At 45.5% G+C, this 26,927-nt stretch carries 24 protein-coding genes; 16 read left to right on the top strand and 8 right to left on the bottom strand.

The window, feature by feature from the left end; genetic code table 11:
- Positions 1 to 17 precede the first annotated feature (17 nt).
- Positions 18 to 1,751: a bifunctional ornithine lipid synthase OlsF gene (olsF, locus tag AR383_RS19595; RefSeq protein WP_055734655.1), complete on the bottom strand. Its 1,734-nt coding sequence runs from the start codon at positions 1,749 to 1,751 to the stop codon at positions 18 to 20.
- Between the two features lie 132 nt (positions 1,752 to 1,883).
- On the opposite strand from olsF, the gene AR383_RS19590 reads away from it, so the two are divergent.
- Together AR383_RS19590 and AR383_RS19585 are read left to right on the top strand one after the other, a co-directional pair.
- A complete protein-coding gene (locus AR383_RS19590; protein ID WP_055734654.1) occupies positions 1,884 to 2,348 on the top strand; it encodes a DUF6942 family protein in 465 nt (154 codons plus the stop codon).
- 185 nt (positions 2,349 to 2,533) lie between these two features.
- Positions 2,534 to 3,085 (top strand): acyl-homoserine-lactone synthase, encoded by a 552-nt coding sequence (locus tag AR383_RS19585; protein WP_055734653.1) that lies wholly within the window; start codon positions 2,534 to 2,536, stop codon positions 3,083 to 3,085.
- On the opposite strand, the gene AR383_RS19580 is transcribed toward AR383_RS19585, so the two are convergent.
- Positions 3,082 to 3,528 carry a DUF4902 domain-containing protein gene (locus tag AR383_RS19580; protein WP_083481709.1) on the bottom strand — a complete coding sequence of 149 codons (447 nt, stop codon included), beginning with the start codon at positions 3,526 to 3,528 and terminating at the stop codon, positions 3,082 to 3,084. The two genes, AR383_RS19585 and AR383_RS19580, sit on opposite strands and share 4 nt — an antisense overlap.
- 156 nt (positions 3,529 to 3,684) lie before the next feature.
- Between AR383_RS19580 and AR383_RS19575 the strand changes: the two genes are divergently transcribed.
- The gene (locus AR383_RS19575) at positions 3,685 to 4,389 is read left to right on the top strand and encodes a LuxR family transcriptional regulator (protein ID WP_055734651.1); all 705 of its coding nucleotides are present in this window, start codon (positions 3,685 to 3,687) and stop codon (positions 4,387 to 4,389) included.
- 115 nt (positions 4,390 to 4,504) lie between these two features.
- Positions 4,505 to 5,173 carry a trimeric intracellular cation channel family protein gene (locus AR383_RS19570; protein WP_055734650.1) on the top strand — a complete coding sequence of 223 codons (669 nt, stop codon included), beginning with the start codon at positions 4,505 to 4,507 and terminating at the stop codon, positions 5,171 to 5,173.
- Between the two features lie 146 nt (positions 5,174 to 5,319).
- Here AR383_RS19570 and AR383_RS19565 read toward each other — a convergent pair whose 3' ends face one another.
- Positions 5,320 to 6,438, bottom strand: a complete 1,119-nt coding sequence (locus tag AR383_RS19565; protein ID WP_055734649.1) for a phosphoserine transaminase — start codon at positions 6,436 to 6,438, stop codon at positions 5,320 to 5,322.
- A 418-nt stretch (positions 6,439 to 6,856) separates the two neighbouring features.
- Between AR383_RS19565 and AR383_RS19560 the strand changes: the two genes are divergently transcribed.
- The 5 genes from AR383_RS19560 (at position 6,857) to glgC (ending at position 11,406) form a co-directional block, all read left to right on the top strand.
- Entirely contained in the window at positions 6,857 to 7,249 is a 393-nt protein-coding gene (locus tag AR383_RS19560; protein ID WP_055734648.1) for an NUDIX hydrolase, read from the top strand.
- 230 nt (positions 7,250 to 7,479) lie between these two features.
- Positions 7,480 to 8,016, top strand: coding sequence for a thioesterase family protein (locus AR383_RS19555; RefSeq protein WP_083481707.1), 537 nt, complete (start codon positions 7,480 to 7,482; stop codon positions 8,014 to 8,016).
- 342 nt (positions 8,017 to 8,358) lie between these two features.
- On the top strand, positions 8,359 to 9,276 hold the full coding sequence (locus AR383_RS19550) for an IS5 family transposase (protein WP_055734646.1): 918 nt from the start codon (positions 8,359 to 8,361) through the stop codon (positions 9,274 to 9,276).
- 82 nt (positions 9,277 to 9,358) lie between these two features.
- Positions 9,359 to 9,619, top strand: coding sequence for a hypothetical protein (locus AR383_RS19545; protein WP_055734645.1), 261 nt, complete (start codon positions 9,359 to 9,361; stop codon positions 9,617 to 9,619).
- Between the two features lie 536 nt (positions 9,620 to 10,155).
- Entirely contained in the window at positions 10,156 to 11,406 is a 1,251-nt protein-coding gene (glgC, locus tag AR383_RS19540) for a glucose-1-phosphate adenylyltransferase (protein WP_055734644.1), read from the top strand.
- Positions 11,407 to 11,445: 39 nt separating this feature from the next.
- Here glgC and AR383_RS19535 read toward each other — a convergent pair whose 3' ends face one another.
- From AR383_RS19535 to AR383_RS19525, 3 genes are all read right to left on the bottom strand, one after another.
- The gene (locus AR383_RS19535; protein ID WP_055734643.1) at positions 11,446 to 12,699 is read right to left on the bottom strand and encodes an EAL domain-containing protein; all 1,254 of its coding nucleotides are present in this window, start codon (positions 12,697 to 12,699) and stop codon (positions 11,446 to 11,448) included.
- A 66-nt stretch (positions 12,700 to 12,765) separates the two neighbouring features.
- Positions 12,766 to 15,435 carry a nitrate reductase gene (locus AR383_RS19530; protein WP_083481706.1) on the bottom strand — a complete coding sequence of 890 codons (2,670 nt, stop codon included), beginning with the start codon at positions 15,433 to 15,435 and terminating at the stop codon, positions 12,766 to 12,768.
- A gap of 372 nt (positions 15,436 to 15,807) precedes the next feature.
- Complete coding sequence (locus AR383_RS19525) at positions 15,808 to 16,569, bottom strand: ribonuclease H family protein (protein WP_055734641.1); 762 nt, start codon at positions 16,567 to 16,569, stop codon at positions 15,808 to 15,810.
- Positions 16,570 to 16,799: 230 nt separating this feature from the next.
- Between AR383_RS19525 and AR383_RS19520 the strand changes: the two genes are divergently transcribed.
- Positions 16,800 to 18,131, top strand: a complete 1,332-nt coding sequence (locus AR383_RS19520; protein WP_157051802.1) for a diguanylate cyclase domain-containing protein — start codon at positions 16,800 to 16,802, stop codon at positions 18,129 to 18,131.
- 43 nt (positions 18,132 to 18,174) lie between these two features.
- On the opposite strand, the gene AR383_RS19515 is transcribed toward AR383_RS19520, so the two are convergent.
- Complete coding sequence (locus AR383_RS19515; protein ID WP_055734639.1) at positions 18,175 to 18,423, bottom strand: HP1242/YdcH family protein; 249 nt, start codon at positions 18,421 to 18,423, stop codon at positions 18,175 to 18,177.
- 143 nt (positions 18,424 to 18,566) lie between these two features.
- On the opposite strand from AR383_RS19515, the gene AR383_RS19510 reads away from it, so the two are divergent.
- The 6 genes from AR383_RS19510 (at position 18,567) to AR383_RS19485 (ending at position 25,599) form a co-directional block, all read left to right on the top strand.
- Positions 18,567 to 19,376: a metalloregulator ArsR/SmtB family transcription factor gene (locus tag AR383_RS19510; RefSeq protein WP_083481705.1), complete on the top strand. Its 810-nt coding sequence runs from the start codon at positions 18,567 to 18,569 to the stop codon at positions 19,374 to 19,376.
- Positions 19,377 to 19,391: 15 nt separating this feature from the next.
- On the top strand, positions 19,392 to 19,886 hold the full coding sequence (locus AR383_RS19505) for a phosphatase domain-containing putative toxin (protein ID WP_055734637.1): 495 nt from the start codon (positions 19,392 to 19,394) through the stop codon (positions 19,884 to 19,886).
- 11 nt (positions 19,887 to 19,897) lie between these two features.
- Positions 19,898 to 20,908, top strand: a complete 1,011-nt coding sequence (locus AR383_RS19500; RefSeq protein ID WP_055734636.1) for an ArsJ-associated glyceraldehyde-3-phosphate dehydrogenase — start codon at positions 19,898 to 19,900, stop codon at positions 20,906 to 20,908.
- 7 nt (positions 20,909 to 20,915) lie between these two features.
- Positions 20,916 to 22,148, top strand: a complete 1,233-nt coding sequence (arsJ, locus tag AR383_RS19495; protein WP_055734635.1) for an organoarsenical effux MFS transporter ArsJ — start codon at positions 20,916 to 20,918, stop codon at positions 22,146 to 22,148.
- Between the two features lie 137 nt (positions 22,149 to 22,285).
- The gene (locus AR383_RS19490; protein WP_055734634.1) at positions 22,286 to 24,760 is read left to right on the top strand and encodes an EAL domain-containing protein; all 2,475 of its coding nucleotides are present in this window, start codon (positions 22,286 to 22,288) and stop codon (positions 24,758 to 24,760) included.
- Between the two features lie 68 nt (positions 24,761 to 24,828).
- Positions 24,829 to 25,599 (top strand): class I SAM-dependent methyltransferase, encoded by a 771-nt coding sequence (locus AR383_RS19485; protein ID WP_055734633.1) that lies wholly within the window; start codon positions 24,829 to 24,831, stop codon positions 25,597 to 25,599.
- A 6-nt stretch (positions 25,600 to 25,605) separates the two neighbouring features.
- Here the strand turns inward: AR383_RS19485 and AR383_RS19480 are convergent, their stop codons facing one another.
- Complete coding sequence (locus tag AR383_RS19480) at positions 25,606 to 26,826, bottom strand: MFS transporter (RefSeq protein WP_055734632.1); 1,221 nt, start codon at positions 26,824 to 26,826, stop codon at positions 25,606 to 25,608.
- Between the last annotated feature and the right edge of the window lie 101 nt (positions 26,827 to 26,927).

The raw sequence follows: 26,927 nt of genomic DNA, 5'->3' as shown, positions 1-26,927 counted from the left end.
GGGGGTATTTCGCCCCCTTAGTGCAATTCCGACGAACTTAGGTGGGCGTCAATATAGCGTGCCTTTTTCTTTGCTTTTAGCTGCTGTAGATCCACCAGTACCAAGCCGTCAATACACTGATTAAAATCAGGATCCACGTTAAAATCAATAAATTGTACTCCACCAGCATCACACAGCTCAGTATATTGTTTATACAAAGTCGGAACAGCACTGCCCATAGAAGCTAAAGCACTTTTTAGCGAAGCAAAGTCACTCTTGTAATCCTCACCACTAAAGCTAACGAAGCCAGCATCCTTAGAACTGCGATTGAGTTGATAAGGCTGACGAGAGCGCGCATAAGGCTTTGCTGGCGGAAAATAACGACGATAAAAATCAATGAGCAGATCCCTGCCAGCTTCAGGCATAGCCACACTAATGCTGACCGGTCCGAATAAGTAACGGTATTGTGGATGACGAGCTAAAAAGGCGCCAATGCCCAACCATAAGTAATCTAAACTACGTTTACCCCAATATTTGGGCTGAACAAAACTACGCCCAAGCTCAATGCCCGACTTCAAAAATTCACAATCTTTCAATTTGTAGTCAAACAAAGTATGGCTATACAAAGCACTAATACCGTGGCGTTCAATTAAGTCTTGAGTATCAGCAAAACGGTAGGCTCCGGCGATTTCCAGTAGCTCACTATCCCATAAGATAAGATGCATATAGTGGCGATCATACTTATCAGTATCACTACGCCGCCCGGTACCTTCTCCCACCGCGCGAAACGCGAGTTCTCGCAAGCGACCTAGCTCTGACAAAATCACCGGCTGAGAATTGCCATAACATAGGCAGATTTTCTTACCGTCAGGCGTTTCGCCTAAATCCTCTAACTGTTCAACAGCCTTCTTTAGCTCAAGACGCTGCTCGGGGTGAGCAATCGCCGCTTCTGTCTTAAATAAACCCTTCTTATTTCTACCAATACGGTATAAATGTTTCTTAATTAGCTGTGCTTGGGTGGCTCGGTCGAGACCACTGAAGGCAAAACTTTTAACTGGAATTTGCTCCCCCACCACCATCGAAAACACCTTGTTTTTGTGGTAGAACAGCTCCTTAACTAACAGTAGCGTAGACAAAGGGCGATACAGAAGAGAGCTTAAATAAAACAACTTACTGTTTTTCGCCTTAACGTAAACCGGCAGCAAAGGGGTATGGGTCTTTTTGGCGATGCTCACGAAGCCCTTACTCCACTTGCCATCTTGGACCTTTAAACCTTTTAAGCGAGAGACTTCCCCCGCCGGAAAGATAATCACCGCGCCTTCCTGCTCCAGTAGCGCTTTAATCGCATTTAGCTGCTTACGTTGACTATTCCCTCGCATATTATCCACCGGCAGTAACAATTCACCTAAGGGGTGAATGGCTGATAGTAGCTCATTAGCGACTATTTTTACGTCTTTACGCACTTGGCTAACCAAATGCAGTAGTGCGAGACCGTCAATGGAACCAATCGGGTGATTGGCCACAATTACCACCCGTCCTTCACTGGGAATTCGCTCGCGTTCGTTTTGACTCACTCGATAACTAATATTGAGTTCAGCAAATACCTGTTCAATAAAAGCGACACCGGTTAAATGCGGGTGTTTTTCGGCAAAGGCTTGAAACCTATCTTCAAATAAAATCTTAGAAAAAAACCACTTTGCCAAGTTATACCGGCGAGGATGCCGTGCTAGGCTTGGGTAATGTTGGTCAAGCAGCTGCTGAGCTGAAATCATCGTTCTCTCCCTGTTTTCGCTCAAAGGCTAGGAGTAAAACATGACAAACGAGCAACAGTTTTGTGGCAGTTAAATGACAGACTTAAGCCCCTGCAAGGCGCGAGTTAATACAGAGATAAGGAAAAGCTAAGTATGATAATCGGCAGTGCTACTCCAAGAGTGGTGTTATACCTTAATACCGATGTGCCAGAGTTAGGAGCAGCACTAAGCGACGTACCTAAAACCCAGTTGTGCCAGTCGATTTTGGCCCACAACAACAATAATTGGCGAAAAATACTGACGATCTTCGCCAAATTGACCGCGCCAAATGACGACTGGCGGGAATATTTACAACAGCAGCTATTACTAGAACAGCAAATTAATTTAGGCACTCAGCTGGTAAAAAATACCCAATGGCACCTCATTGCCGGTAAGAAAAATTGGCCACAGTTTGAGCCAAATCTAATAAATGCTTTCTCACAAGAGACTAAAAAACACTTTTTTACTGTAGCCAATCGTATTTATGCCCCTTATCCAGACTACCGACAATTTCCCAATGCGCTAGTGGAAAAATGTAGGCAACATTTATTAAGTAATATAAAAACAATAGTTAGTTAATTGAATTTAAAAGGCTTTATCTTTAGCGATAACAACAGAACAAAGACACAACTAAATAACAAAAAATCAATAAAAACAACACCATAGGAGATAAATTTAGTATTTACTAGCTGTTAGAGTTAACAGTTTAAAAAATGCGCAGGCTGGATTGTACTCATAGCATCACCACCTAGGGAGAGATGCTTATGGACTTCATCGACGGCGTTGCAGAACAACTTTCAGCCACTACCTTTCAACACCTAAATCACTATCGCCATCAAGTCTTTGTCGAAATGCTGGGTTGGGAGCTAGATACTCCCGAAGGCATAGAGCAAGACCAATTTGATCATCAAGACACTATTTATGTCGTGGCTAAAAATCAACATGAGCACATTTGCGGCTGTGCCCGACTGCTCCCCACTACTCAACCTTATTTGCTGGAAGAGGTATTTCCAGAACTACTCAACGGTTTGCCCTGCCCTAAACAATCCGATATTTGGGAGCTTTCTCGTTTTGCCGCTGTAGACTTTGACAACCATCAAGAAGCACCTACTCAGCTAATGTCGAAACAAGCCTTATCGCTATTAAATGCCGCCATCGAATGTGCTAAAAAACACGGCGCCAAACGGCTTGTTTCAGTATCACCACTTGGCATAGAGCGCATGTTACGCCACGCCGGCTTCCGCCATCACCGGGCAGGCCCACCTAAGGTAATTAATGGTTACGCCCTATTTGCCTGCTACATTGATCTTGATTAACCAATGTTCATTGGCGATTCTTGATAGCGTTCTAAAATGGCCGCGCTGGTAGTAGGTTGCCAATTCATATTACCGATCAACTGTAACAGCAGTTGATCGTTTCTTTTAGGGCTCACATCAAAGCCCTCTTCTTGTAATTGAATGTTACTTCGAGGGAAACCTTTTACTTGGCACTGCATACGACCATCACGCCATGTCCAATGCCAATCCCAACCCAGCGTGATGGCGCATATGTTTTCAAATAGCCACTCGGTATATCCACCGTATTGCTGCAGACTCAATGCTTCCTGCGCGGGATTGATTTTATCTAAGCCAGAAATAATGTGCTTAAAATCGAGCACGCTAAGTTGCTCATAAGATAATCTGACTAAGCCATCGTAATCCGGAGTAACCGTGTAGCTTGCTGGATCTAAAATAGTTTTTCTATTTACCCACATATTCATAATTATGTTTATTTTTTTTTTGAACTCTACCTCATCAAAGCATCAGGCTTGCCCTCCATCAATTGTCAACATTGACAGTTGCGTTATACTGCTAGTTAATCAGTCATTGCATTTATATGGCTAAATGGCATATATCAAGGAAGTTATAGCTAGCACATGGAAGCGTGGTTAGAAGAACAGTTCTGCTTATTAGAAACTAAAGGTTCGAGCGAAGATTTTTTTGCTGAACTATCAAAAATCACCAGCGCTTTAGGTTTTAACTTTTGTGCCTATGGGCTCCGTATGCCCTATCCATTGTCTGCACCACGCACCGAGATGCTAAATAACTACCCCACACCATGGCAGCAGGCTTACCAAGAAAAAAACTACCTGCAAATTGACCCTACAGTGCATCATGGCTTAAGCTCACAACTGCCTATTGTTTGGAGCGACCAAGTTTTTGCTAGAACACCAGAACTGATGGAAGATGCTCGCTCATTTGGTTTGGAATATGGTTGGGCGCAATCCTCTCGTCAAGCCAATGGTACCATTGGTATGCTCACCCTTGCGCGTTCATCGGAAATGCTCGGCCCCAACGAGCTAGCTCGCTATCGCTACCAACTATTATGGCTGACTCAAGTCGCTCACCATGGCTTGGCCTCAAGAATATGTGCTGAGAAATTTGATATGCCAGAGCTAAGTCTACGCGAACTAGAAATGCTTAAATGGACCGCCGATGGAAAAACCGCAGAAGAAATTGCGTTAATTTTAGGCATCACTACTCGAACAGTTAATTTTCATATTAGTCAGGCTATGCGTAAACTAGACGTAGTCAATAAAACCGCAGCCACGGTAAAAGCAGCACTACTAGGATTAATTTAACTAGGGCTTGTTGAGCTTTTTGCTGCTGTTTGTGGGAGTTTTATAATTCTTGCTTTTCATTGCTTCTGCTTATTGCACTATAATGCGATTTGCTTTCCACCTATCTTAAACGAACATGACATTTAACCTCGATTTTCACACCGCACTCTATCAGTTTGGCCTAATCGCTGTGTTTGTCTTCGCCCTTACTGGCGCTCTCACTGCGGCTAAAAAGGAATTAGACATTTTGGCTTTTGTGTTCGTTGGCATCGTAACCGGGATAGGCGGAGGAACCATTCGTGATTTGTTGCTCGGTACCCAAGTATTTTGGATAGCTGACACCAGCTACCTTAGTATATGTATTGTCGCCTCGGTTATGACTTACTTTTTTGCCCACTGGGTAATCAAAATTGACCGTATATTATTATGGATGGATGCTGCGGGAATTGCCTTGTTTGCGGTGTTAGGCACAGGTAAAGCCTTGAGTTATGAAATGGCGCCTTTAGTCGCCATCTTAATGGGAGTGATGACCTCCACTCTCGGCTCGGCGATTCGTGACCAGATGCTGCAAACTAAACTGGTTATCTTTGAACCAGAGATCTACGTGACAGCCTGCTTACTCGGTAGCCTAAGCTATGTTGTCTTAGACCTTTTTGGCGTGAGTGAATTACCCAACATCTTAATCTCAAGTGGCGCGGCCTTTATTTTGCGAATACTGGCGATAGAACTCGACCTGCGTTTCCCCAGCTTTAAGTTAAGCAAATTACAAAATCGAGAAATTCGCAAGCAACAGCACAAACCCTAAACCTCTCAAGGCTGCATCAACAAGACGAACCCTATGCCAATGGCAAGCCCTCTTTGGGCGGGAGTTAAGCACAAGTAAACGGCGCACCAACGCCGCTGATGCGCGAAAATAAAGACTAGCAGCTCAAGCAGCCAAAACGGTGCTCATCACTTGCCACATACTTGCTGGTAAGCCCAAGTTAACCATGTCAGCAAGCGGCGTAGGTCCTCTTGCTCAACGGTTGCCCCACACCAGATGCGCAAGCCGGCTGGTGCATCTCGGTAAGCACCGATATCGTAAGCCACTTGTTGTTGCTCCAATAAGCCAATAATCGTCTCCACCTGCTCTGCTGTGGCTTCGAGCGTTAAACACACACTGGTATTGGAAATAGTTTCAGGCTGCTGAGCCAAAAACGCTATCCAAGGATGAGCGCTTACAAATTGGCTAATGACTTGAAGATTCTGCCGTGAACGATTGATGCTCGCGGAGAGCCCGCCCAACGATTCAAGCCAGCGGAGGGCATCGATATAGTCCGCCACACATAACATCGACGGCGTGTTAATCGTTTCGCCTTTGAATATCCCTTCAATGAGCTTCCCTCCTTGGGTTAGTCTAAAAATTTTTGGCATGGGCCAACAGGGTTGATAACTTTCTAATCTTGCTACAGCGCGAGGACTAAGAATAATCACGCCATGAGCGCCTTCCCCACCCAACACTTTCTGCCAGCTGTAGGTAACAACATCTAACTTTTGCCAATCTAAGGGCATGGCAAACACCGCAGAGGTGGCGTCACACAGGGTTAAGCCACTGCGCTGACTACTGATCCAATCCGCGTTGGCCAGTGCCACACCGGAGGTAGTACCATTCCAAGTAAAAATACAATCATGCTCAGGGTTAGCTTGACTAAAATCGGGTAGCAAGCCGTACTCACTGTGGTAATGATGTACTTCGGCTAACTTAAGTTGTTCACTGACATCTAAGAACCAGCCTTTACCAAACGATTCCCAACTAAAAATGTCTACCGGTTTAGGACCTAATAAAGACCACATAGCCATTTCCATCGCCCCCGTATCGGACCCTGGAACAATGCCAAGCTTGTACCCCTGTGGTAACTGTAAAATTTGCTCGCTTAATCTAATTGCTTCAGCCAGTTGAGCTTTACCAACTTGGCTACGATGAGACCGCCCTAGGCTGTGTTGTTCAAGCTGGTTGAGCTGATAACCCGGTCGTTTAGCACAAGGACCCGAGGAAAAGTTAGGACATTGGGGTTTTAACAGCGGCTTCATTAAGCATCCCTAAGAGTAAATAGCGGTCAAATTAAAAGCAGTATAAGCGAGCAATGTTTACTAAAAAATGACCTAAGACCAATTTTATTCACAGCTGAAGACTTCGAGATAAACCAATAGTCACCACGCCAAATTCAGCATAAACCAGCAAATCGTAACGGCGCTATTTACGAGTTTCACCAAGTCCCTCCAAACACTAAGCATATTGAGCGACTAAGCTTAAGCCCTTCTCTTCGAAGCCAAAGCTCGCTACTATCAATAGCAGCCTATTCAACCTTTAAGCGAGCTTATTCTGACTTCGATACAATTTTGTCCCCGTTGCGCCCAGCCAGAACTACAAGCCCATGGCCCCAAACAATGGCGCTGTCAGCACTGTGATTTTTGTTACTTTCATAACACCGCTTCCACGGCGGGAGCTTTGATTATTTATCAGCAAGAATTGCTCTTGGTTGAACGAGCGATAGAACCGAAAAAAGGCTATTGGGATCTTCCCGGAGGCTTTATTGAATATAATGAGAGTCTCGAACAAGGTCTTGCCAGAGAGCTAACAGAAGAACTCAATTTGAGTATTCAAGCTGAACAGCTCGCTTATTTTGGCTCCTTTGCCAATCAATACTGTTATCAAGACGTGTTGTATCACACTTGCGATAGCTTCTTCATCTACCGCTGTGCTAACAAACCCGAACTCAAAGCCATGGATGACGTTGCGGGCTGGCAATGGCATGCTCTTTCGCAATTACCAATGGAAAAAATTGCTTTTAGCTCTGTGCTACAAGGCCTAACACAGCTAGTCAAACAGGTTGAAGTTTAATATAACCCCCAATTGTGAGCTCTAAATCACACCAACAAATAGAGCTAAGAAATGAACGCCTATCCACTGTAGGCGAGAGCTAAACCATCAATACACATCCTTAAATTAAGGCTATTTATAGCTTGAAGTCTTCATCTTATGAGTAGCCTTGGTGAAGAGTTTTTTGTTTCTGGCTTTACTCATCCGACCAGAAGTGTTAAAAAAATGTAAAACAACTGTTGAGTAAAACCATGAATCACTATTTCCGATTAATCTTTATGTTTATTCGTCATTGGATTAGCGGCCAAACGGCTTATGCTCCAACCGGCGACTTCATGATAAAACTAACCGCCCTACCTTTTGATTGTGATGCCAATATGCACCTCACTAATTCCCGCTATTTGAGCTTTGGTGATCTAGGGCGTATCGACATGCTGCTAAAAACTAAGCTAGCAGGGCTAACCCTAAAAAAAGGTTGGCTAGGAGTGGTTAATGCGCAAACCGTTAGCTACATAAGGGCGATTAAACCGCTGAGTAGAATTGAATTGCACAGCAAATTGCTCGGTTGGGACGAAAAATACTGGTACTTTGAACATCGTTTTGTGGCAAACAATACCCTCTACGCTAGTATTTTAGTGCGTGGAGTATTCATTAAAGGCAAACAAGTCATTCCAATGCAAGAATTATGGGACCAGCTTGGTCATAAGCAAACTTCACCGGAGTTGCCAAAGCGAGTCAAGCACTGGAAAGAACTACTCTCAATCAAAAAACAGGAATCCGCTTTTTAGTTTATTCACTGAGCCCGCTACCTGCCATACTCTACAAAAAACCAGCTCTGGAGCGATAACTCCCTTGCTCAAGACATGGCAGCTCGCTGGCTTAACCTAGGACAAATAACCAATATTCAGGCAAAAGACATCACCTTAGCCACTAATAAGTCCATTCAACCTTATATCATCGGACAAAATCAATCGGGTATACAACTCGATATTATTCGATAAGCCTTTGATAAAATTGAGTATAAAGTCACTACCCTTATTTTCACCTGTAGGCGTTGTTTCCTAAATCAGATTGAACTAACTCAGCAGTCGCGGATCTGATCAGTATCGATATCCGTCGGACCACCAAGAATGGGTAAAGCGAAAGGCAAAATCACCAATTGGAAGCTGTACAACAGTGCACTGAAGCAACGCGGCTCATTGACCTTCTGGATGGATGAGAAAGCCATAGAACTATGGAATAACACTGAGCGCAGTGGTCGTCGAGGGCGCAGCCATACTTACAGTGACACCGCTATCGCAACTGCGCTGATGATTAAAGGCGTATTCAAGTTACCACTGCGTGCTCTTGAAGGCTTCATCAACTCATTGTTTCGCCTGCTCAAGGTCGACTTAAAATCTCCCGATTACAGTTGTATAAGTAAGCGAGCAAAGACTGTTGAAGTCAACTATCGCCTACCTAGCCAAGGTCAAGCGGCTCACCTCGTTATCGATGCTACAGGTCTTAAGGTGTTTGGCGAAGGAGAGTGGAAGGTGCGTAAACACGGCGCTGAAAAGCGTCGAGTCTGGCGAAAACTGCATATGGCAGTAGATGCCCAGAGCCATCAGATAGTGAGTGCTGAGGTCTCGATGGACTGGGTTCACGATAGCGAAGTGTTACCCACCTTGTTGAGACCGCTGCGGCGCAAAGTGAAAGCAGTAAGCGCTGATGGTGCCTATGACACACGGCAGAGCTATCAAGAAGTACAACGTAAGAAGGCTGTTGCACTAATCCCTCCACGCAAGAATGCAGGTATGTGGGAAGCGGGTCACCCACGGAACATTGCAGTAAAAGCCTTGAAGCAAGGTGAGTTGGAAAACTGGAAACGGGACAATGCTTACCATCTTCGTTCACTATCGGAGACGGCGATGTATCGTTTCAAACAACTGCTTAGCGACAAGTTGAGTCTACGTTGTTACAACGCCCAAGTCGGCGAAATCATGGCCGGAGTGTGCGCGTTGAACAAAATGAGCAGGCTAGGTATGCCTGCTCGTCAGCTAGCTGAATAAAGAGGAAAACGCCTTGGGGTTACTGCATTCTTGGCTCTGAATTGATCAACAAGGCCTCACCTGTAACCTCATAGCCAAGCGAATGCTCAACAAAAGCGCCGTAGATGCGATTATCAATGCACCCAATAATAGCGTTGATAATTACCTATCGGACCCGGTTATTTATTACCAGAACGTTGCCATCAATTTAACTGAGCGGCAAGTTAAGCTAAACAGCGTTGCAGACTTAGCTAATTACCGCTTTATGGCATTTCAAAATGCTACAAAATACTTGAGAGCCACTTTCAACGAAGCAGCAGAGCAAGCTAAAGCCTATACAGAGGTCGCCAATCAACAAGCGTAAATTGAACGTTTATTTCGAGCTCAAGTCGAAGTCGTTGTGGTGAACAAGCAAATATACCTATCGTTAAGCCAGCAATTGGCCACCAGCGAAGCAAAACAAGCCGTCACCTTTACCCTATTTTTATAGCTTCACCTAGGCTATTAGGTTTTCATAATAAGCATCTGCGTGACCAATTTAACCAAGGACTAAAAAAGCTGAAGCGCGAGCACGGTATCTTCAAATAGAGCTTACCGCGACTGGATAAACCAGTTATTTCACCATTTTGAGAGTACAATCAATAGAAAGCTAATATTTTTATATCTTAAATAAAATAATCCCAAGTCGTTCTTATGATATAAACTTTTAAACAATTGGTGATGAATTCATAAACTAAATAATAACTTACTTATTAGCAATTCAATTAAAGGTGGCCGATGACACAAATTATTTTTTGCTACTTAATATTTGATTTAAAACAAATCTGTCACAACTTACGGTTACATTTCGCTTGAAAACGCTATCACAGCTATGATACTACGCATGAGGAAACAGATAAGATGTCCGAGAACCGCTATTCCCACACCTCTAGTAACCGCCTTGTTAGACGCACCGTTGCTTTAGTATTGGCTGGAGGGAAAGGTACCCGCTTAAAAGACCTTACCAATAAAGTCGCTAAGCCCGCTGTCTCTTTTGGCGGGAAATATCGAATCATAGATTTCACCTTATCAAATTGTATTAACTCCGGTGTACGTAATATTGGGGTACTCACTCAATATATGGCGCATGACCTTATCATGCACTTGCAATCGGGCTGGCAAATTCTAAACCCAGCACTTAATGAAAGAGTATCGATAATTCCGGCGCAACAACGTACTGGAGAAAACTGGTATCGAGGAACCGCTGACGCGGTTTACCAAAATCTCGATATTATCGATCATGACCATTACGAGCGGGTTCTCATCTTGGGTGGTGATCACATCTACAAGATGGACTATTCTAGGATGATCAACTTCCATGCTGAGAATGACGCCGATGTAACCGTGGCTTGTATACGCAAACCACTTTCTCAAGCCCGCTCTTTTGGCGTGATGGGTTTAGATTCTGAAGGCCGAATTATCGACTTTGAAGAGAAACCGCTTCACCCCAAATCAGATCCCAGCGACCCTGACTTAGCCCTAGTCTCTATGGGAATTTATATATTCAACATCGATGTGCTAGACGAAGAGCTACGTGACGGTTTGTTAAAACCCGGCTACTCTCACGATTTTGGTCATAATGTCATTCCAAACATGATTAAAAATCGCAAAGTATTTGGTTATGTGTTCGCCGATAAAGGCCACCCCGGACGCACCGCCTACTGGCGCGACGTAGGTGACATCGATGAGTATTTTGCAGCCAATATGGACTTGGTTAACCCTAATCCAGAATTTGATCTTTACGATCGGGAATGGCCCATCATTACCGACCAAAAACAACGTCCTGGCGCCAAGTTTGTATTTAATGATGAACTGCGCCGCGGTTACGCCACCGACTCTTTAGTGTGCGCGGGGGTCATTGTTAGCGGGGCTAAAGTTCATCGTTCTTTATTGTCCTTAGATGTACGAATTGAAGAACATTCAGAATTGGAAGAAGTGATTGCTTTAAACAATGCCAGTGTTGGTAGAAACTGTAAAATTCGCAAGGCAATTATCGCCGAAGGTTGTGTCGTTCCAGATAATACTGTGATTGGTTATGACGAAGTAGAGGACCGCAAGCGTTTCACTGTTTCGCCGGCAGGAGTCACCTTGGTCTCTTGTGAAATGCTTTAAACAACTAAGATCTTGGCGGGCAAATCTACATTTGCCTGCCTACTCCTCCACCAACAAAGTATCATCTTCCACTTTGCAATCTACCAGTAATACAAGATCTTTACTGAGGTAGGTGCTAAAGGTCTTACACATTTCCTGACTGCTAGAATCTCGATAGATTTTGGACAAAATCAGCTGTTGCGGTTTCACCGTATCCATTGCCACCAAAGCGTGAAAATAAGGACGAAAACTCCAGTTAAAACCAATATATTGTTCATCCTCTTCAATTCCGCTATTGGTCACTTCAAAGTTTGGCGAGACCTGAGTACCGTCAACACGACACAAAAAGTAACGCAGAATTCCAGCCTTGGCTAACTGCCTTTCCAAGCTTAAGGCGTTGCCTCCATGTTGCAGTTGATGTTTTAAAGCCAATACACTGGATTTAACCGCAACGTTATGTTTTATGGTGGCGGAAGTTCGACTACTTTTTCGCTTTAGGTAACTACCAAGCAAGGTTTTCACCTTAGCTTGACTCATTTGCGCCACCAAAAAGTCTGGCTGAGCCTGATAAAATAACCAGCCTTGCATATATCTAGCACCGCATTCCACCCCAAAATGAAATTCTTGCTCGGTTTCCACACCTTCGCAGATCAACTCACATCCAGCACGTTGTACTAGCTCAGATATTGATAATACGACGTCAGCCGATAAGCCGCCTTTAGTCGCTTCCTTAAACAAACGCATATCCAATTTAATAATGTCTGGCTCTAAGGCAATTATTCGGTCAATTTGCGAAGCCCCTGCTCCAAAGTCATCAATCGCCACCCTTAATCCTGCTCGGTGGTACTCTTTGACTACTCGTTGCAAATTATCAATATTGCCGCTAGCTTCGGTGATTTCGATAATCACCCGACTAGGATCAATGCCAATCTGCTGAATCATTTCAATGGTAGGGCTACAAAGATCGCGACCTAGCATATCCACCCAGTCAGGCACGATATTCAAGGTTAAAAAGCCTTCTCGCTGACTTTGCGCAAAGTGTTGTAAAGCTTGTTTACGCACCGAACGATCAACCTCACGTCGATCGCTCAAACTATAGTGAATATCGCTGAACAGCTCACCGGCACTACTTACCCGTTGCTTATGATTGAGGGTTCTAGCTAGAGTTTCATAACCAGCAATCTCACCACTCGGTAAATATATAATCGGCTGATAATGAGGAAAATATTGTAAAGGGTTAAGCTGGTTTTGTTTGGTTGAGAGCAAAGCTTGATCCAGCCTAACCACTTTCGAGTAGTGATTATCAAACGCCATAATGTTATATGCCTTAGAATTTACAACTTATTTCTAGATGTGAAATAAGCATAAAATATACCAACCCTAAGAAACCTGGCTAAGTTTTATCATTCTCTTCAACTCCGGAACACAAGAACCGCAGTTGGTTCCCGCCTTACAGTAACTACCTACTTGTTCTGCACTGCTGCAATCGTGCTGGTCAATAACATCACGAATAGTTTGCTCTCTCACCTGATGGCACGAACATACTATTTTTCCTAGATCGGCAGCGGGACTGGTGCCTGCCAATACGCCACGACGAATATTATCAGACATCGGCTGTTGCAATAGTGACTCCAACCAAGCTGACGAGTTAATCTCGCCCTTCGCTGTCACCATGTAGCTAGCAAATAGCTCTCCAGCCACCACCAAGGCCGAGCGATACTGCTGCTTGATAGGATCGGCAAAATCAATACTCTGCCATTGACCTTGTTGTAACAAAAAAGCCTTTAGTGCCGCGGCTAAAGCTTGAGGACTTTGCTTGTCAGCCAAACGATAGATAAAGCCGTCGTCCAGCTTCTGCTTAACCCAATATTTAGCCGGTAAGGCCTGACATTGCGACAAAGACAAAGCGCTTGCGCTAAGTAATACCGCTTCGCTGGCATAGTCCCAAGGCCGCAAATTGACGGCGGTATATTTAGACTCAGGTTGGCCTGAAATAGGATCAACTATGTTATTCACCAGTTGGCTAACCACGCCATCGCTGGAAAACTGCTTACTCCAGTGGATTGGCATGAATAAGTGTCCGCGCTTTTGGCCACTGTCTAGCTTAAGCCTAACTCTCAATTCGCCTTGTTGGCTGTTAACGACCACCAGCTCACCATCAGCTAAACCATAACTAGCGGCATCCGCTGGGTTAATCTCTAACATCGGTTCACTAATATGACTGCTTAACTTGGCGGCCAAACCAGTACGCGTCATGGTATGCCAGTGATCGCGCACTCGCCCGGTATTCAGTAACAAGGGATAATCACCGCTACAGCTAGAAGCGCTGGCTTGGTAATTCACCGCGATCAACTGAGCCTTACCCGAGGCTGTGCAGAACTGCCCATCACTAAACAGGCTTCGCGTATCTTGAGCCTGTCCGTTTACTGGCCAGCGCTGAGGCAACAAAGCATCATAATTGGCTTTCGATAGCCCACTAAGAGCGCTAATATCAAATTTACGCTGCTTGGCGTCGGCGAGCAAACCCGATAAGGCGGCATGCTCGCTAAAAATCTCTGCCGAAGACTGATAAGCAAAAGCCTCTGCAAAACCCATCTTTTTAGCCACTTGGCTAAGCAAATACCAATCTGGCTTCGTATCTCCCTGTGGAGCGATAAAGGCCCGTTGTCGAGACAGCATCCGTTCCGAATTAGTGACCATACCATCACGCTCCCCCCAACCTGCAGCGGGTAGCAGTACATCGGCGTAACGAGTGGTATCGGTTTGGGCAATACAGTCAGAAACCACCACCAAGGGGCAAGCTAATAAAGCTTCTCTCACCTTGGCAGACTCAGGCAAACTCACCGCTGGATTTGTTCCCATGATCCAAATAGCCTTGATCTCACCACTGGCAACTTTAGCGAACATATCAACGGCCTTAACCCCAGGGCGACGTGCCAAGTTAGGGCTATTCCAAAATGCTTCTAAGGCCGCTAAATGCTCTGGCTGATAATCTAAATGGCCTGCCAATAAATTAGCTAAGGCTCCCACTTCTCGCCCCCCCATCGCATTTGGCTGACCGGTAATCGAAAACGCGCTAGCGCCTAACTTACCGATTTTGCCTGTGGCTAAGTGACAATTAATAATGGCATTAACTTTGTCTACACCTTGAGCGCTTTGGTTTACGCCTTGGCTAAATACGCTGACACAACGCTCTGTATCGGCAAACATCTGATAAAAACGCAACAAGGCTTCTGGCTCAATCCCACACTGTTCTGCCAGCTGGCTTAACTGAGCAGCGTCTTGTTTGGCCGCCGCCAAGGCAGGCTCAAAGCCTTCGGTATGTTGTTGTAAATAGCGCTGGTCTAGCTTTCCATGCTCACTTAAATAAGCGAATAAACCATTAAACAAGGCCACATCAGTGCCACCATTCACCGCTAAATGTAAATCAGCAATATCACAGCTATCGGTACGTCGTGGGTCAATCACCACTACTTTGAGTTTTGGGTTAGCCAGTTTGGCGCGCTTTAAACGTTGATACACTATCGGGTGACACCACGCCAAATTAGAGCCTACCAAGGTCACTAATTCAGCATGCTCTAAATCCTCGTAACTCCCCGGCACTACGTCTTCACCAAAAGCGCGTTTGTGCCCAGCCACCGCCGAAGACATACACAAACGTGAGTTTGAATCGATATTGGCGCTGCCCAAAAAGCCTTTAATCAACTTATTGGCGACATAATAATCTTCGGTGAGTAGTTGCCCAGAAACATAAAACGCCACCGAATCGGGGCCATGCTCACCCAAGGTTTGGCTTAAGCGTGAAGCCACATAACTCAAGGCCTTATCTAAAGGCTCTTGGTGGCCTTTTACCAGCGCATAACGTAAGCGCCCCTCATTGCTTAAGGTGTCGCCTAACGCAGCCCCTTTTGAGCACAACAAGCCGAGGTTGGCGGGATGACTGCTGTCGCCTCTCACTTCGACCTTGGCATTGCCATTAAGCTTAGCTTCAACTCCACAGCCAGTCCCGCAATAAGGGCAGGTGGTTTTAATCCATTGTTGTTGAGACACGTCGTACACTCCTCGGCATTATCATTAACGAGTCGCTATTTCGCTCGCCTTATATGAGGAATACTTTGCAAGAGCTAAACCAATAAAAAAGCGTAAAAAACCTATTCCTAAAGGAGTAGAAATTGACGGATTTTTATCAAAATTTGGGGGATTTTCTAGACCGAGACAATAACCACGCCCAATTATAGTGCACGGCGGCCCAAATTTGGGCTTATCTGGTGACACCACATTTTCACTTCGCACTGCCCACTTCAGGTTGAGAACTAGCTAGCTTATTACTCGCCAGCTAGCCCCCAACAAATCGGCAACTGAAAAGCCTACATTCCGGCGGGATTTGTGATGGCTAGCTTCGGCTATACTTCTGCACCAGCGCTAACCCGCCCTTAAGGCCAGCAAGGCCTTAATATCACTGAGTTCGGGATAGGCTCGAAACTCAGTCTGTTTCTCTGAAATGGCCAAAATTGACATTCTATCGGCCAGCTCATTACCTTCCAAACCAACATGCCCGTTTACATGTAAAATGGGTAAACGTGCCTTCAACAGTTGGTAGCGGGCATACATTTGTTGAATCAAAGCCAAGTTTTTAATCTCTCCACTAGGCTTCTTCCAGCCTTTTTTCTGCCAACTATCCGCCCACTGGGTCAAACACTGAATGGCATATTGCGAGTCGCATAAAATCACCACCCGCAAGCCCTTATCCAACTCCTGCTGAGCCAGAATCAGGGCCTGATTAAGCGCATTCAGTTCGGCGCTATTATTGGTGCCTCGCGGATGATACAAGCCATACCATAGGCCGGCTAAGCGCTCATTTCGATATAAGGCTAAGCCGGAACCGGCTTCTCCAGGATTAGGCTCACAACCACCGTCGGTGTAGATCTTAACCTCGGCCGCCAATTTGGCAATTTCGTCGGCTTGATAGGTTTTCAAGCCTGCCGCCCTTGGCCGTTTAGCTGCTGGCGCCGCTTTTGGTCTACTGCTCGCCTTCGCGCCAAAAGCCGCCTCCGCTTCGGCTAAACTAGCAAAAGACTTATAACGAGCACCGGCAAATTTATCCACTTGACGTTTGCAGCTAGGCCAATCTTGATAAATTCCCGTTTCTCGCCCTTGCCACACAACATAGTATTTCTTTGCCATTTTCAGTCTCTGTTCATTCAAAGCCTCAATATAACCAAGCGTCCTGATAAACAAAACCCAAAGCACAAAAATGAAATACTTTCATCGCTGAATCAATAAATTATAAATATTAACCTACAAAAAATAGGGATAGGCCGTTACACTTATCACTCCACCCCTAATGTTCATCAGTCGCGATTTAATGGAAGTAGCGCTTAGTGTTTAAAGGCTTACAACAAAAAGCAAACTTGATGTTTGCACTCTCATCGATGCTTTATTTTGTTTTGGCCGCATTGTCTATTCAGTTAGTTAGTCAGTTTTTTGTGGGTAACGAAGTCCAAAAAGTGGAGGCAGAGTTAGGTAGAAACCTCGCCATTACCCGCGCTAACCTCGAAGCGATTATTTTTCAAGATACCTATCTCGCCGACAGCCTAGCTACAGTGGTGACTCTCGACCAAGATTTAGCCTCCAGTCATTGGAAAACCATCGCCCAAAAATTACTCAACAAAGCACAATTTGTGCGCAGTATCGGCATTGCACCCAACAATATTATTAGCAAAGTTTATCCCTTAGAAGGTAACGAAGGGGCTATAGGTTTAGACTTTAGAACCCAACCCAAACAACTAATTGGTGTTAACAAGGCTCGTGAGTTAATGGATGTTTATATCGATGGGCCCGTCAACTTGGTGCAAGGAGGGCTAGGCCTAATTGCTCGCTACCCCATTTTTTCAGACGCGCCGAAAAACCAGCACTACTGGGGTACCGTTAGCGTGGTCATGGACTACAACAAGATGCTCAAAGGCAGTGGCCTAGAAGGCTTAAGCGGTTTAGATGTCGCCTTACGTAAACAGCACAACGGCCAAGCCGGAGAGGTGTTTTACGGCTCGGCGGCTGTTTTCACTAAGCCGGATTTGGAGCACATTATTCGCCTTCCCTCTGGCACTTGGTTATTGGCGGCCAAGTTCGATACTGCAGAACTAAATCACATCCAAAACACGCGACAACTCAGTTTAGTGCTTGGTTTAGTCGTTACAATTGCGGTTTATTTGCTGTTAGTGCTGCATTTTCTTAATTATAAACAAATTCATAAAGCCTCGTTGGTGGATGAGCTCACCCAACTACCGAATCGCCGCTTTGTCATGAATCAGCTCCACGAACTCACCAACAAAAATCAAAACAAACCCGGTTTTGCACTATTAAACATCGACCTCAACGGCTTTAAGAAGGTAAATGATCAAATTGGCCATAACGCGGGTGACGAGTTGCTTAAACACGTGTCTAATCAACTGTTAGCCAGTGTACGCCAATCGGATACGGTGGCCCGTTTTGGCGGTGATGAATTTGTCGTGCTATTAAAAGATGTCCACAACAGCGAAAGCGCTAAACACATCATAGGCAAAATAAAACAACAAGTAGAATCACAAGTGCTCAACTGGCAGGGGCAATCGATTGTCGCGTCTTTAAGTATTGGTTTCGCCCTGTATCCAGAGCAAGTCGACAGTATTGAGCAATTGCTATCTTATGCTGATAAAAACATGTACCAACAAAAAATCCAGCATAAAGCCCAGCAAGCAACACATTAAAGGCTGCATCAAGCAGCCTTAGCACTACTCTAGCTAAGCGTGACTAAGAGTCCTGCTCTACTTGTAAACGCTGGTAGAGCGCATCCTTTAACTCGGCCCGTTGAAGTTTTAATTGCACCATAGCCTCATCTTCAATCGGCCCTCCCTGTAACTCTAATACGCGTATTTCTTTGTCTAAGGCATTATAACGCTTGGTTTCCTTAGCAAATTCCGGGTCATTACTGACTAAATTTTTAATTGTATCTAGATAATCTGGAAACTCATTAGCCAAAGAATGGTCTTCACCTAACATAAAAACTCCTTGCTGGTTGGTTAGATATTGTCATTGCATCAATGACCCCTCACTTAAACCCTAGCAAAGACCTAGATGACTTGCCGCTATTCGATATTTAAATTATTTGTTATTGCTAAACCAAAATATACGAAATATCATATATGCGATTTTTCGCATATTATGTGGCAACCATGTTTTCTATCTTATTTCTGTGTACTGCCAATGCGGCTCGCTCACAATTGGCAGAAGCCTTGGTTAATCAATGCTATGGGCAGCACTTCACCGCCTACAGCGCTGGCACCCAAGCCAAAGCCATCGACCCCAGAACGCTACAAACGCTGAGCAAGCAGGGACTATCTTGCCAAGGCCTATACAGCAAAAGTATTCAACAACTTGAGCAAACATTGCAGCAGACAGAGGCCAACAAAGTCAGTTTTGATTTCGTGATTACCCTGTGTGACAGCGCCAAACAAGAATGCGCCTCGTTACCCACCGGTGCAGCCATTTTGCATTGGAATTTGGCCGATCCAGCTGCCCAGCCGGGCATGGACTTATTCACTAAAACATTTGCCGACTTAAAACAACGCCTAGCCGAGTTTGTTAAGTACAATCGGCCCAGCGGTTCAGCGCTCAACATTGCCCCCATCGACGTGTTTAAGCAGTTTAGCGACAATACTCGCTTGCAAATTTTGCTACTGATCGAAGATGAGCAGCGCCTCAGCGTGAATCAACTCAGCCATGCCTTGGCCGAAAGCCAACCGAAAATATCGCGCCACTTAGCTTTGTTGCGTGAATGCCAATTACTATCTACCACTCGTCAGGCTCAACAGGTGTTTTATCACCTCAACCCTGAATTGCCCGACTGGGTAGCTCAAACGCTCTCGACCACACGTTTAGCCAACCCCGGATACATTAATCAGCCGCTTGCGCGAATACGACAGCAGGTAGCTTCTAAATCAATTAGCCATTAAAAATTAAGGTTCATTATGTCTTCACATCCTATTTATGCCGTTGATGTTAGCGCTAATGCGCAGCTACTACTGACTCCTTGCCCTGGCACCCAAGGCGCCGATCTGTATAGCTCCTTACAAGAGCTTTGTCATAAAAATAGCCCTGCGCTAATCACCTTAATGACCAGTGAAGAACTGGCAGAAAACCAACTGAGTGAGTTAGCCAAACATGCCGTAACCTACGACATGCAGTGGTTTCATCTGCCTATTGAAGATGACAACGTGCCAGATGAAGCTTGGGAAGAGCGTTTCCAAAGTGTTTTACCTCGCTTCTTACAACTACTGAACAACGGTATGAACTTAACTATTCACTGCAAAGGCGGCAGCGGACGCACTGGGCTGCTAGCGGCGCGCATCATGTTGGCGCTTGGTATTGAACTGGATGAGGCTATCAGCAAAATTAAGGCCGTTCGCCCCAATGCCTTCTCACAAGCAGTACAACAACAATATATTCAGCAGTTTGCTAAATAGGAAACACCAACATGACAATTAAAGTAGGTATTAATGGTTTTGGCCGAATTGGCCGTTTAGCCTTACGTGCGGCTTACGATTGGCCAGACTTAGAATTTGTAATGATCAACGATGTGGCTGGAGATGCTAAAACCCTCGCCCACTTACTGGAGTTTGATTCGGTGCAAGGACGATGGCAGCATCAAGTGCAACATGACGCTAATGGCCTGCTCATCAATCAACAACACATTCCCTGCTTTCAACAAGGCGACTTAAGCCAGCTAGACTGGTCGGGCTGTGATGTAGTGCTAGAAGCCACCGGAGTACACCGCAGCAAAGACTTGCTTAGCCCCTACTTAGCCCAAGGCGTTAAACGAGTAGTGGTTTCCGCCCCGGTTAAAGATCCCGATATTGCCAATATCGTGGTGGGGGTCAATCAACATATCTTTGAGCCAAGTCGCCATGCCATTGTTACCGCCGCCTCATGCACCACCAACTGCCTAGCGCCGGTAATCAAGGTAATTCAACAACATTTCGGCATAGCCTCAGGCTGCATGACCACCATTCACGACCTCACCAATACTCAAACCATCCTCGATGCACCACATCAGGATCTACGTAGAGCTCGCGCCTGTGGTATGTCGTTAATTCCCACCACCACTGGCAGCGCCAAAGCCATTTGTGAGATTTTCCCAGAGTTGACCGGCAAACTAAATGGTCATGCGGTGCGCGTTCCCTTGGCCAATGCTTCTCTCACCGACATGGTATTTAGCTTAGAGCGCGATACCACTGCCGAAGAAGTCAACCAGCTATTAAAGCAAGCCAGCGAGAACGAACTCAAAGGCATTCTTGGTTATGAAGAAAAACCACTGGTATCCATCGATTACAAGGGCGACCAACGCTCTAGCATTATCGATGCTCTATCCACCATGATGATAGGCAAACGGATGCTTAAGTTATACGCTTGGTACGACAATGAGATGGGTTACGCCACTCGCACCAGTGAGTTGATCCGCCTAGTTGGTGCAGCGGATAAGGACTAGCTCAATCATGTTCAATAGCCTCCCCACTAGCTTAAAACAATATCTTTTGGTGACCTTCAATTATTGGAATTTCACCATTACCGACGGTGCCCTGCGAATGCTCGTGGTGCTGTACTTCCATCAGCTTGGTTATAGCGCTTTCGCCATTGCCATGTTGTTTTTGTTTTATGAGTTTTTTGGGGTGGTAACCAACCTGCTGGGTGGCTGGTTGGGGGCTAGAATTGGTCTTAATCACACCATGAACATCGGCTTGGCCATGCAAATAGTGGCCTTGTTGGCCCTTGGCCTACCCAGCCAGTATTTATCTATTCCCTTGGTAATGGCCGTTCAGGCTTTATCGGGCATAGCCAAAGACTTAAATAAAATGAGCGCCAAGAGCTCTATCAAGGCGCTGGTTCAGTCTGAGCAACAACATAGCCTGTACAAGTGGGTCGCTCTATTAACCGGCTCGAAGAACGCCTTAAAAGGCTTTGGCTTTTTCCTAGGCGGTGCGCTACTCAAGCTGCTGGGCTTTCAGTTGTCGATGCTAGCCATGGCAGGCGTATTAGCCCTAGTATTAATGCTTAGTTTAAAGTTGCTGGCCAAAGACTTAGGCAAAGCAAAAACCAAAGCCAAGTTTTCGCAGTTGTTTTCTAAAAGCCGACAAATCAATGTGCTAGCTAGCGCTCGGCTCTTTTTATTTGCCGCTCGCGATGTCTGGTTTGTAGTAGCCCTACCGGTGTTTTTAAGTGCCCAACTAAATTGGGATCACCTGCAAACCGGTGGTTTTATGGCCTGCTGGGTGGTGGCTTATGGCATAGTACAAGCCCTTGCCCCGGCCATCACCGGTGGTAAGTCTAAAGTCATTCCTGGACGCAATGCCGCCGTTGGCTGGGCTTTATTGCTGAGTATGGTTACAGTAATTCTAGCCTATTTAGTTCAACTGCAGTGGCAACTCAGCTACAGCCTAATTATCGGTTTATTGCTATTTGGTTTTGTGTTTGCCATCAACTCTTCATTGCACTCCTTTTTAGTGGTGAGTTATGCCAGCGAAGAGGGTGTATCCATGGATGTGGGCTTCTATTACATGGCTAATGCCATGGGACGTTTGCTCGGCACCGTGCTTTCTGGCTGGGTTTTCCAGCAAGCAGGGCTTAGCGCCTGTTTATGGGTCAGCTTCGCTATGTTGCTGGGCACTAGCTTAATTAGTTTGGCCTTGCCACAACAAAATCAGGGGCCAATAGCTCGGTCTGAGAGCTAACTAAGCAGCCCGCAGTATCGACCTAGTTTTAAGCGAATAAACTTGCTGCTAGCGACCGGCCTTTGCTAAGGTTTGTTTATGTTGGATTTATCATTTAATACTAAAGGCAAGCCCAGAGCCGCTTGCTCTTTAGTAGCATGAAACGAAATAAGGCCAATCCCATGGTTGAAGATGAGTCTTCTTTTCAACAAGTGCGCGATTTCCCCGTGCAGCCTTGGTCTATTGATTTAGAAAGCAACCAGTTTGAATGTCCCAAACAACTGTTAACCCTGCTTGGCTACCCCAAGCAATCACAATTGACCCTATCGCAACTGTTTGCCACTTTAGAAAAGCCACAATTACAGCTGCTAAAAAAACACATCAAGCAAGTGATACAAACTGGCCAAGCGCTTAGCCAAACTGTCATTCTCAATGCCTTTCAACATCGTTACATTGCAGACATCAACATCGATTCGGCCAGTGCCAATGGTAAGATCCTTAAAGGTAGCATTGAACTAAAGCAGTCCTTTCTCACCAAACAACAGGAACTGGAGTTTCTTAATAGCCTGTTTGCAAAATCGATGGAAAGTTTAATGATTGCCGATGCTAACCATCGCATTATTAAAGTTAATCGGGCGATGTGTCAGGAAACCGGTTATGCCGAGCATGAATTGCTTGGTCGCCCCGCCGCTATTTTTAAGAGTGGCCGTTATACCGACAGCTTTTATCAAAAATTGTGGCAGCATGTTGATAAGCATAAGGTTTGGTCGGGTGAACTGCTAGCCAGAAGCAAACAAGCTGAAGTCTATACCCACGAGGTAACAATTCAACGCATCGACCTGCCCAAGCACGAACATGTTTATGTTTCTTCGAGTCATCGCTTAGACAGTTATGCTGACTTATGGGACGCCGATGATCCCAACCAACGCACAACTATCCATGTTCCTGACAAAAATGCCTTTACCAAAAAGCTCAACGCTGATTATCAACAATTAGGCAAAAACCAAACCATTATTTGCATGGTATTCAATGTGTCGCTGGCGCAGAAACTCAGCAGCATTACTTTGCAATGGCTGGTAGCGCAGCGCTTCAACCAACTTCAGCATCCCGGTCATTTAGGCATTTTAAGTAACAAGATGTTCGCCGCTTATTGGGTGGCCCCCAAACGGGTAGAAGATATAGAAAAAGTTCTCAAACAAAGCTTGCATACTTTAGAAGGCGAAACCAAAGAACAGGACATCGTGCTCTCAGCCAGCATTAATGCTGGCGTTTCGGTATTGCATGTTGACGCCAATAGTCCCATACAACTGCTGAGTCATGCCACTCAATCACTCATCGCCAACAGCCAAGGCGATAGCTCTTCACTACACTATTTTGATCGGCGCTTATCCAAACGCTTCAGCCGAAAATCCACCCTTGCCATCTTGTTAAGAAAGGCTTTGGCTGCCAACCAAGTCAGCGTATATTACCAGCCGATTGTGGATATAGAGCAGCTTAAAATTGTTAAATTTGAAGCACTGTGCCGGATTAAACTCGATACCGAAATGAGCTATGGGATTCAAGAACTGATCGACATAGCGGAAGAGTATAAGTGGATAGATAAAATTGATGCCATTGTCACTCAACAAGCCTTGGCAGATTTATCATTATTGCAAAAACACTTCGATTCGCCACAGCTAGGCATGTCACTCAACCGCTCTGTAGCTAACGACAGCGTCTCACATTGTTGCTTAGAAGAAACCTTAGACATTTTAAAACAAAGTTGTGTCGACTTAAGCCTAATCACCGTTGAGCTTACCGAATCAGCTTATTTTGATGATTCCTATTACCATGCTAAATGGATAGACAAACTAAAAGCCCATCAAATTTCGATTGCTCTAGACGACTTTGGTACTGGCTATTCTTCGTTTTCTTATCTGCGGCAAATACCAGTCAATACCGTGAAAATCGATCGCTCTTTTGTCTCCGGCCTAAGCGAAGGCTCCCATGAATATGCAATGATCGATATGTTATGCAAACTGACCCACAAAATGGGCGGCAATGTGGTAGCTGAGGGAGTAGAAAGCGCCCAAGAACTAAACCTACTATCGAAACTTAAAGTCGATAAATTACAAGGCTACCTATTTGATAAACCACAAGCGCTGGGACAAATACTACAAAAGGACACGCTCTATTATCCTCACTTAAAAGAGCACTTGCATCAGGGCGACCAGCTCTATGCCAAAAACATTATGCGTCGCCACTTTTCCAAACTCGGCCTAGACGACCAACTAAAACGCGCTGCAGAAAAATTTGCAGCTAAGCAATACCGCTTTATATTAGTGATAGAGAAAAGCCATTGTGTTGGCGTGTTATACCAAAGCGATCTAAACGCCGCGATTAGTCCCTACCTCAATACCGAGGGCGAGCAACAGCGCGATTTACTCACCTTAAATAAACGCGTTCATCAAGTCATGAAAAAAGACCAATTAGAAGTAGCGGCCGACACCCCCTTAGAGAAGCTATTTCAACAATTTGTGCAATACCCTTATACCGTCGCCGTGGTCACAGGTCCTAGCGGAGTATGTTTAGGCTTAATCACTCTAGAAGATATGTTACGCCAACAACTCAACCAACAAAGTGATGAAAGCTAAACTGGGCTCGCATTACGCCACCTAACTCAAGTACACTCTGCTTATCTTTCCTTACGATAAACGATCACATGGATTATTTAGCAATCAATAAAGCAGCCTGGGACAAGCGCGCTGCACTGCACTTAGATACCGAGTTTTACGATGTTGCCGGCTTTATGGCTGGTAACAGTTCGCTAAAAAGCATCGAGCGGGAGCTCATGGGTGATGTAAGCGGCAAAAAGCTATTACATTTACAATGTCATTTTGGCTTAGACAGCCTCTCTTGGGCCCGCTTAGGTGCCGAAGTGACCGCGGTAGACTTATCCAGTGAAGCGATTAAACAAGCTGAGCAACTGGCGGAAAAAACCGGTCTTCAAGCTGAGTTCATCTGCCAAGATGTCTATGGTTATGGCGAGCAAAGCCAAGCTATTCACGACTGGGTGTTTGCCTCTTATGGCGCACTCTGCTGGCTGCCCGATATAGAGCGTTGGGCACAAGTGGTAGCGGCCAACCTTAAGCCTGGTGGTCAGTTATGCTTGGTTGAGTTTCACCCGGTGCATGACTTGCTCAGCGGTTATGGTTATTTTCATCGCGAGCAAGCCGATCTTGACGAAGAAGGCAGCTACACCGAAGTTGAAGGGGATGAAGAAAGTCCCATGCTCACTTGGGGCCACCCCCTTTCTGATGTGCTTAACGCTTTAATTAAAGCAGGCTTAAGCATTGAGCAAGTTCACGAATATGACTACAGTCCCTACGATTGTTTTGAAGACCTTAGTCAACGCGCCGAAGGCGAGTTTGTTTATGAACACGAACACTACAACTCGCCCTTGGTTTACAGCATCGTAGCGCGAAAAAACTAAGCCCGCTTAACGTGGCAAGATAGTAGGTAAGCTGGCCAGCGGGTCGGCTTCGCTTAAAAAGCGTTGTGCAATCAAGGCAACGCTCAACAAGGCCACCAAACTAAACAACACAATTCCAGCCCAGCCCCAAGCGCTATAAAACGGCTGCATTAAGGCACCACCACTGGCCGCACCAATATAATAGGTAATGGTGTAAAGCGCTGAAGCACTCGCTTTCGCCTGAGTGGCATGTTGGTTAACCCAGGCACTGGCTTGAGCATGGCTAAAAAAGAAGCCCATGGATGAAATCACCATGGCTAACAAGATCATGCCTAAGTGGTCCACCAGGCTCAGCAAACTGGCTAAGCTCATCACCAGTAAACCCAATATGATGCAGCGCTTACCGCCGTAACGCTGAGCAATTCGCCCGCTTGAACTAGCAGTAAAAGTGCCGCCTAAGTAACTAAGAAACAACAGAGAGGTTAAGCTGGCAGGCAGCGAGTATGGTGCCTCTGCCAAAATAAAAGTTAGATAAGAAAACTGATTAATAAACACCCCAAAACCGATCCCTCCAACCAAGTAAGCGCACACTAACTGAGGATTGCGCAAATGGCCAAGGTAGTGCCTCATACTTTGCGATAAGCGCCAAGGCTGTATCGAAGTAGCACGCTCAGTCGGCAGCAACATCAGTACCGACCCCGCCATCACCAAGCTTAATAGTGCCACTACTACAAAGGCCATCTGCCACGAGCCCAGTAAGTCGGCACTCCAACCACCTAACAAACGCCCGCCAATCCCGCCTAAGGAGTTTGCCGCAATAAAAATGCCCACCGCCTTAACCAAGGCGCGTGCATCTAGCTGCTCTGCTAAGTAAGCAATAGCTACCGCCGGAACCCCAGCTAAACAAAAGCCTTGGATAAAGCGCAAGCCAATCAAGGCATAAAACGAACTAGGATGGGCTAAACCAATCAATAAACTGAGGCTAGGCACCACGGCTATCGATAACAATAATATTTTCCGCCGCCCTAGCGCATCAGAAAGCGAAGCAAGCAGTAATAGACCCACCGCCATGCCTAACATGGCCGCCGATAGCATGGCGCTAGCCCCCAGAGCCGATAGTTGATAATCCTGAGCGAAGACCGGCAACAAGGGTTGCACCAAGTACAGATTAAAAAATGTTACTAAAGAAGCAGCAGACACAGCGCTGGTGACTCGCCAGAAGCCTTTACTGTTTTGTTGATACGGCATAACAAACTCAAGCCAGTGGTAATACTTTGATGCTAAGCCTCCCCTACCGATAAATAAAATATATTGTTATTATCATAGCCATAACTACTGCTTATGGATAA

It is taken from the genome of Agarivorans gilvus (assembly GCF_001420915.1).
Taxonomy (GTDB): domain Bacteria; phylum Pseudomonadota; class Gammaproteobacteria; order Enterobacterales; family Celerinatantimonadaceae; genus Agarivorans; species Agarivorans gilvus.
The sequence above is the reverse complement of the archived record's forward strand: the minus strand, read 5'-3'. Positions and strand labels throughout refer to the sequence as shown.

Coding starts and splice junctions, on each gene's coding strand:
- olsF (WP_055734655.1), bottom strand. CDS start 1,751: ATGATTTCAGCTCAGCAGCTGCTTGACCAACATTACCCAAGCCTAGCA.
- AR383_RS19590 (WP_055734654.1), top strand. CDS start 1,884: ATGATAATCGGCAGTGCTACTCCAAGAGTGGTGTTATACCTTAATACC.
- AR383_RS19585 (WP_055734653.1), top strand. CDS start 2,534: ATGGACTTCATCGACGGCGTTGCAGAACAACTTTCAGCCACTACCTTT.
- AR383_RS19580 (WP_083481709.1), bottom strand. CDS start 3,528: ATGAATATGTGGGTAAATAGAAAAACTATTTTAGATCCAGCAAGCTAC.
- AR383_RS19575 (WP_055734651.1), top strand. CDS start 3,685: ATGGAAGCGTGGTTAGAAGAACAGTTCTGCTTATTAGAAACTAAAGGT.
- AR383_RS19570 (WP_055734650.1), top strand. CDS start 4,505: ATGACATTTAACCTCGATTTTCACACCGCACTCTATCAGTTTGGCCTA.
- AR383_RS19565 (WP_055734649.1), bottom strand. CDS start 6,438: ATGAAGCCGCTGTTAAAACCCCAATGTCCTAACTTTTCCTCGGGTCCT.
- AR383_RS19555 (WP_083481707.1), top strand. CDS start 7,480: ATGAATCACTATTTCCGATTAATCTTTATGTTTATTCGTCATTGGATT.
- AR383_RS19550 (WP_055734646.1), top strand. CDS start 8,359: ATGGGTAAAGCGAAAGGCAAAATCACCAATTGGAAGCTGTACAACAGT.
- AR383_RS19545 (WP_055734645.1), top strand. CDS start 9,359: ATGCTCAACAAAAGCGCCGTAGATGCGATTATCAATGCACCCAATAAT.
- glgC (WP_055734644.1), top strand. CDS start 10,156: ATGTCCGAGAACCGCTATTCCCACACCTCTAGTAACCGCCTTGTTAGA.
- AR383_RS19535 (WP_055734643.1), bottom strand. CDS start 12,699: ATGGCGTTTGATAATCACTACTCGAAAGTGGTTAGGCTGGATCAAGCT.
- AR383_RS19525 (WP_055734641.1), bottom strand. CDS start 16,569: ATGGCAAAGAAATACTATGTTGTGTGGCAAGGGCGAGAAACGGGAATT.
- AR383_RS19520 (WP_157051802.1), top strand. CDS start 16,800: ATGTTTGCACTCTCATCGATGCTTTATTTTGTTTTGGCCGCATTGTCT.
- AR383_RS19515 (WP_055734639.1), bottom strand. CDS start 18,423: ATGTTAGGTGAAGACCATTCTTTGGCTAATGAGTTTCCAGATTATCTA.
- AR383_RS19510 (WP_083481705.1), top strand. CDS start 18,567: ATGCGATTTTTCGCATATTATGTGGCAACCATGTTTTCTATCTTATTT.
- AR383_RS19505 (WP_055734637.1), top strand. CDS start 19,392: ATGTCTTCACATCCTATTTATGCCGTTGATGTTAGCGCTAATGCGCAG.
- AR383_RS19500 (WP_055734636.1), top strand. CDS start 19,898: ATGACAATTAAAGTAGGTATTAATGGTTTTGGCCGAATTGGCCGTTTA.
- arsJ (WP_055734635.1), top strand. CDS start 20,916: ATGTTCAATAGCCTCCCCACTAGCTTAAAACAATATCTTTTGGTGACC.
- AR383_RS19490 (WP_055734634.1), top strand. CDS start 22,286: ATGAAACGAAATAAGGCCAATCCCATGGTTGAAGATGAGTCTTCTTTT.
- AR383_RS19485 (WP_055734633.1), top strand. CDS start 24,829: ATGGATTATTTAGCAATCAATAAAGCAGCCTGGGACAAGCGCGCTGCA.
- AR383_RS19480 (WP_055734632.1), bottom strand. CDS start 26,826: ATGCCGTATCAACAAAACAGTAAAGGCTTCTGGCGAGTCACCAGCGCT.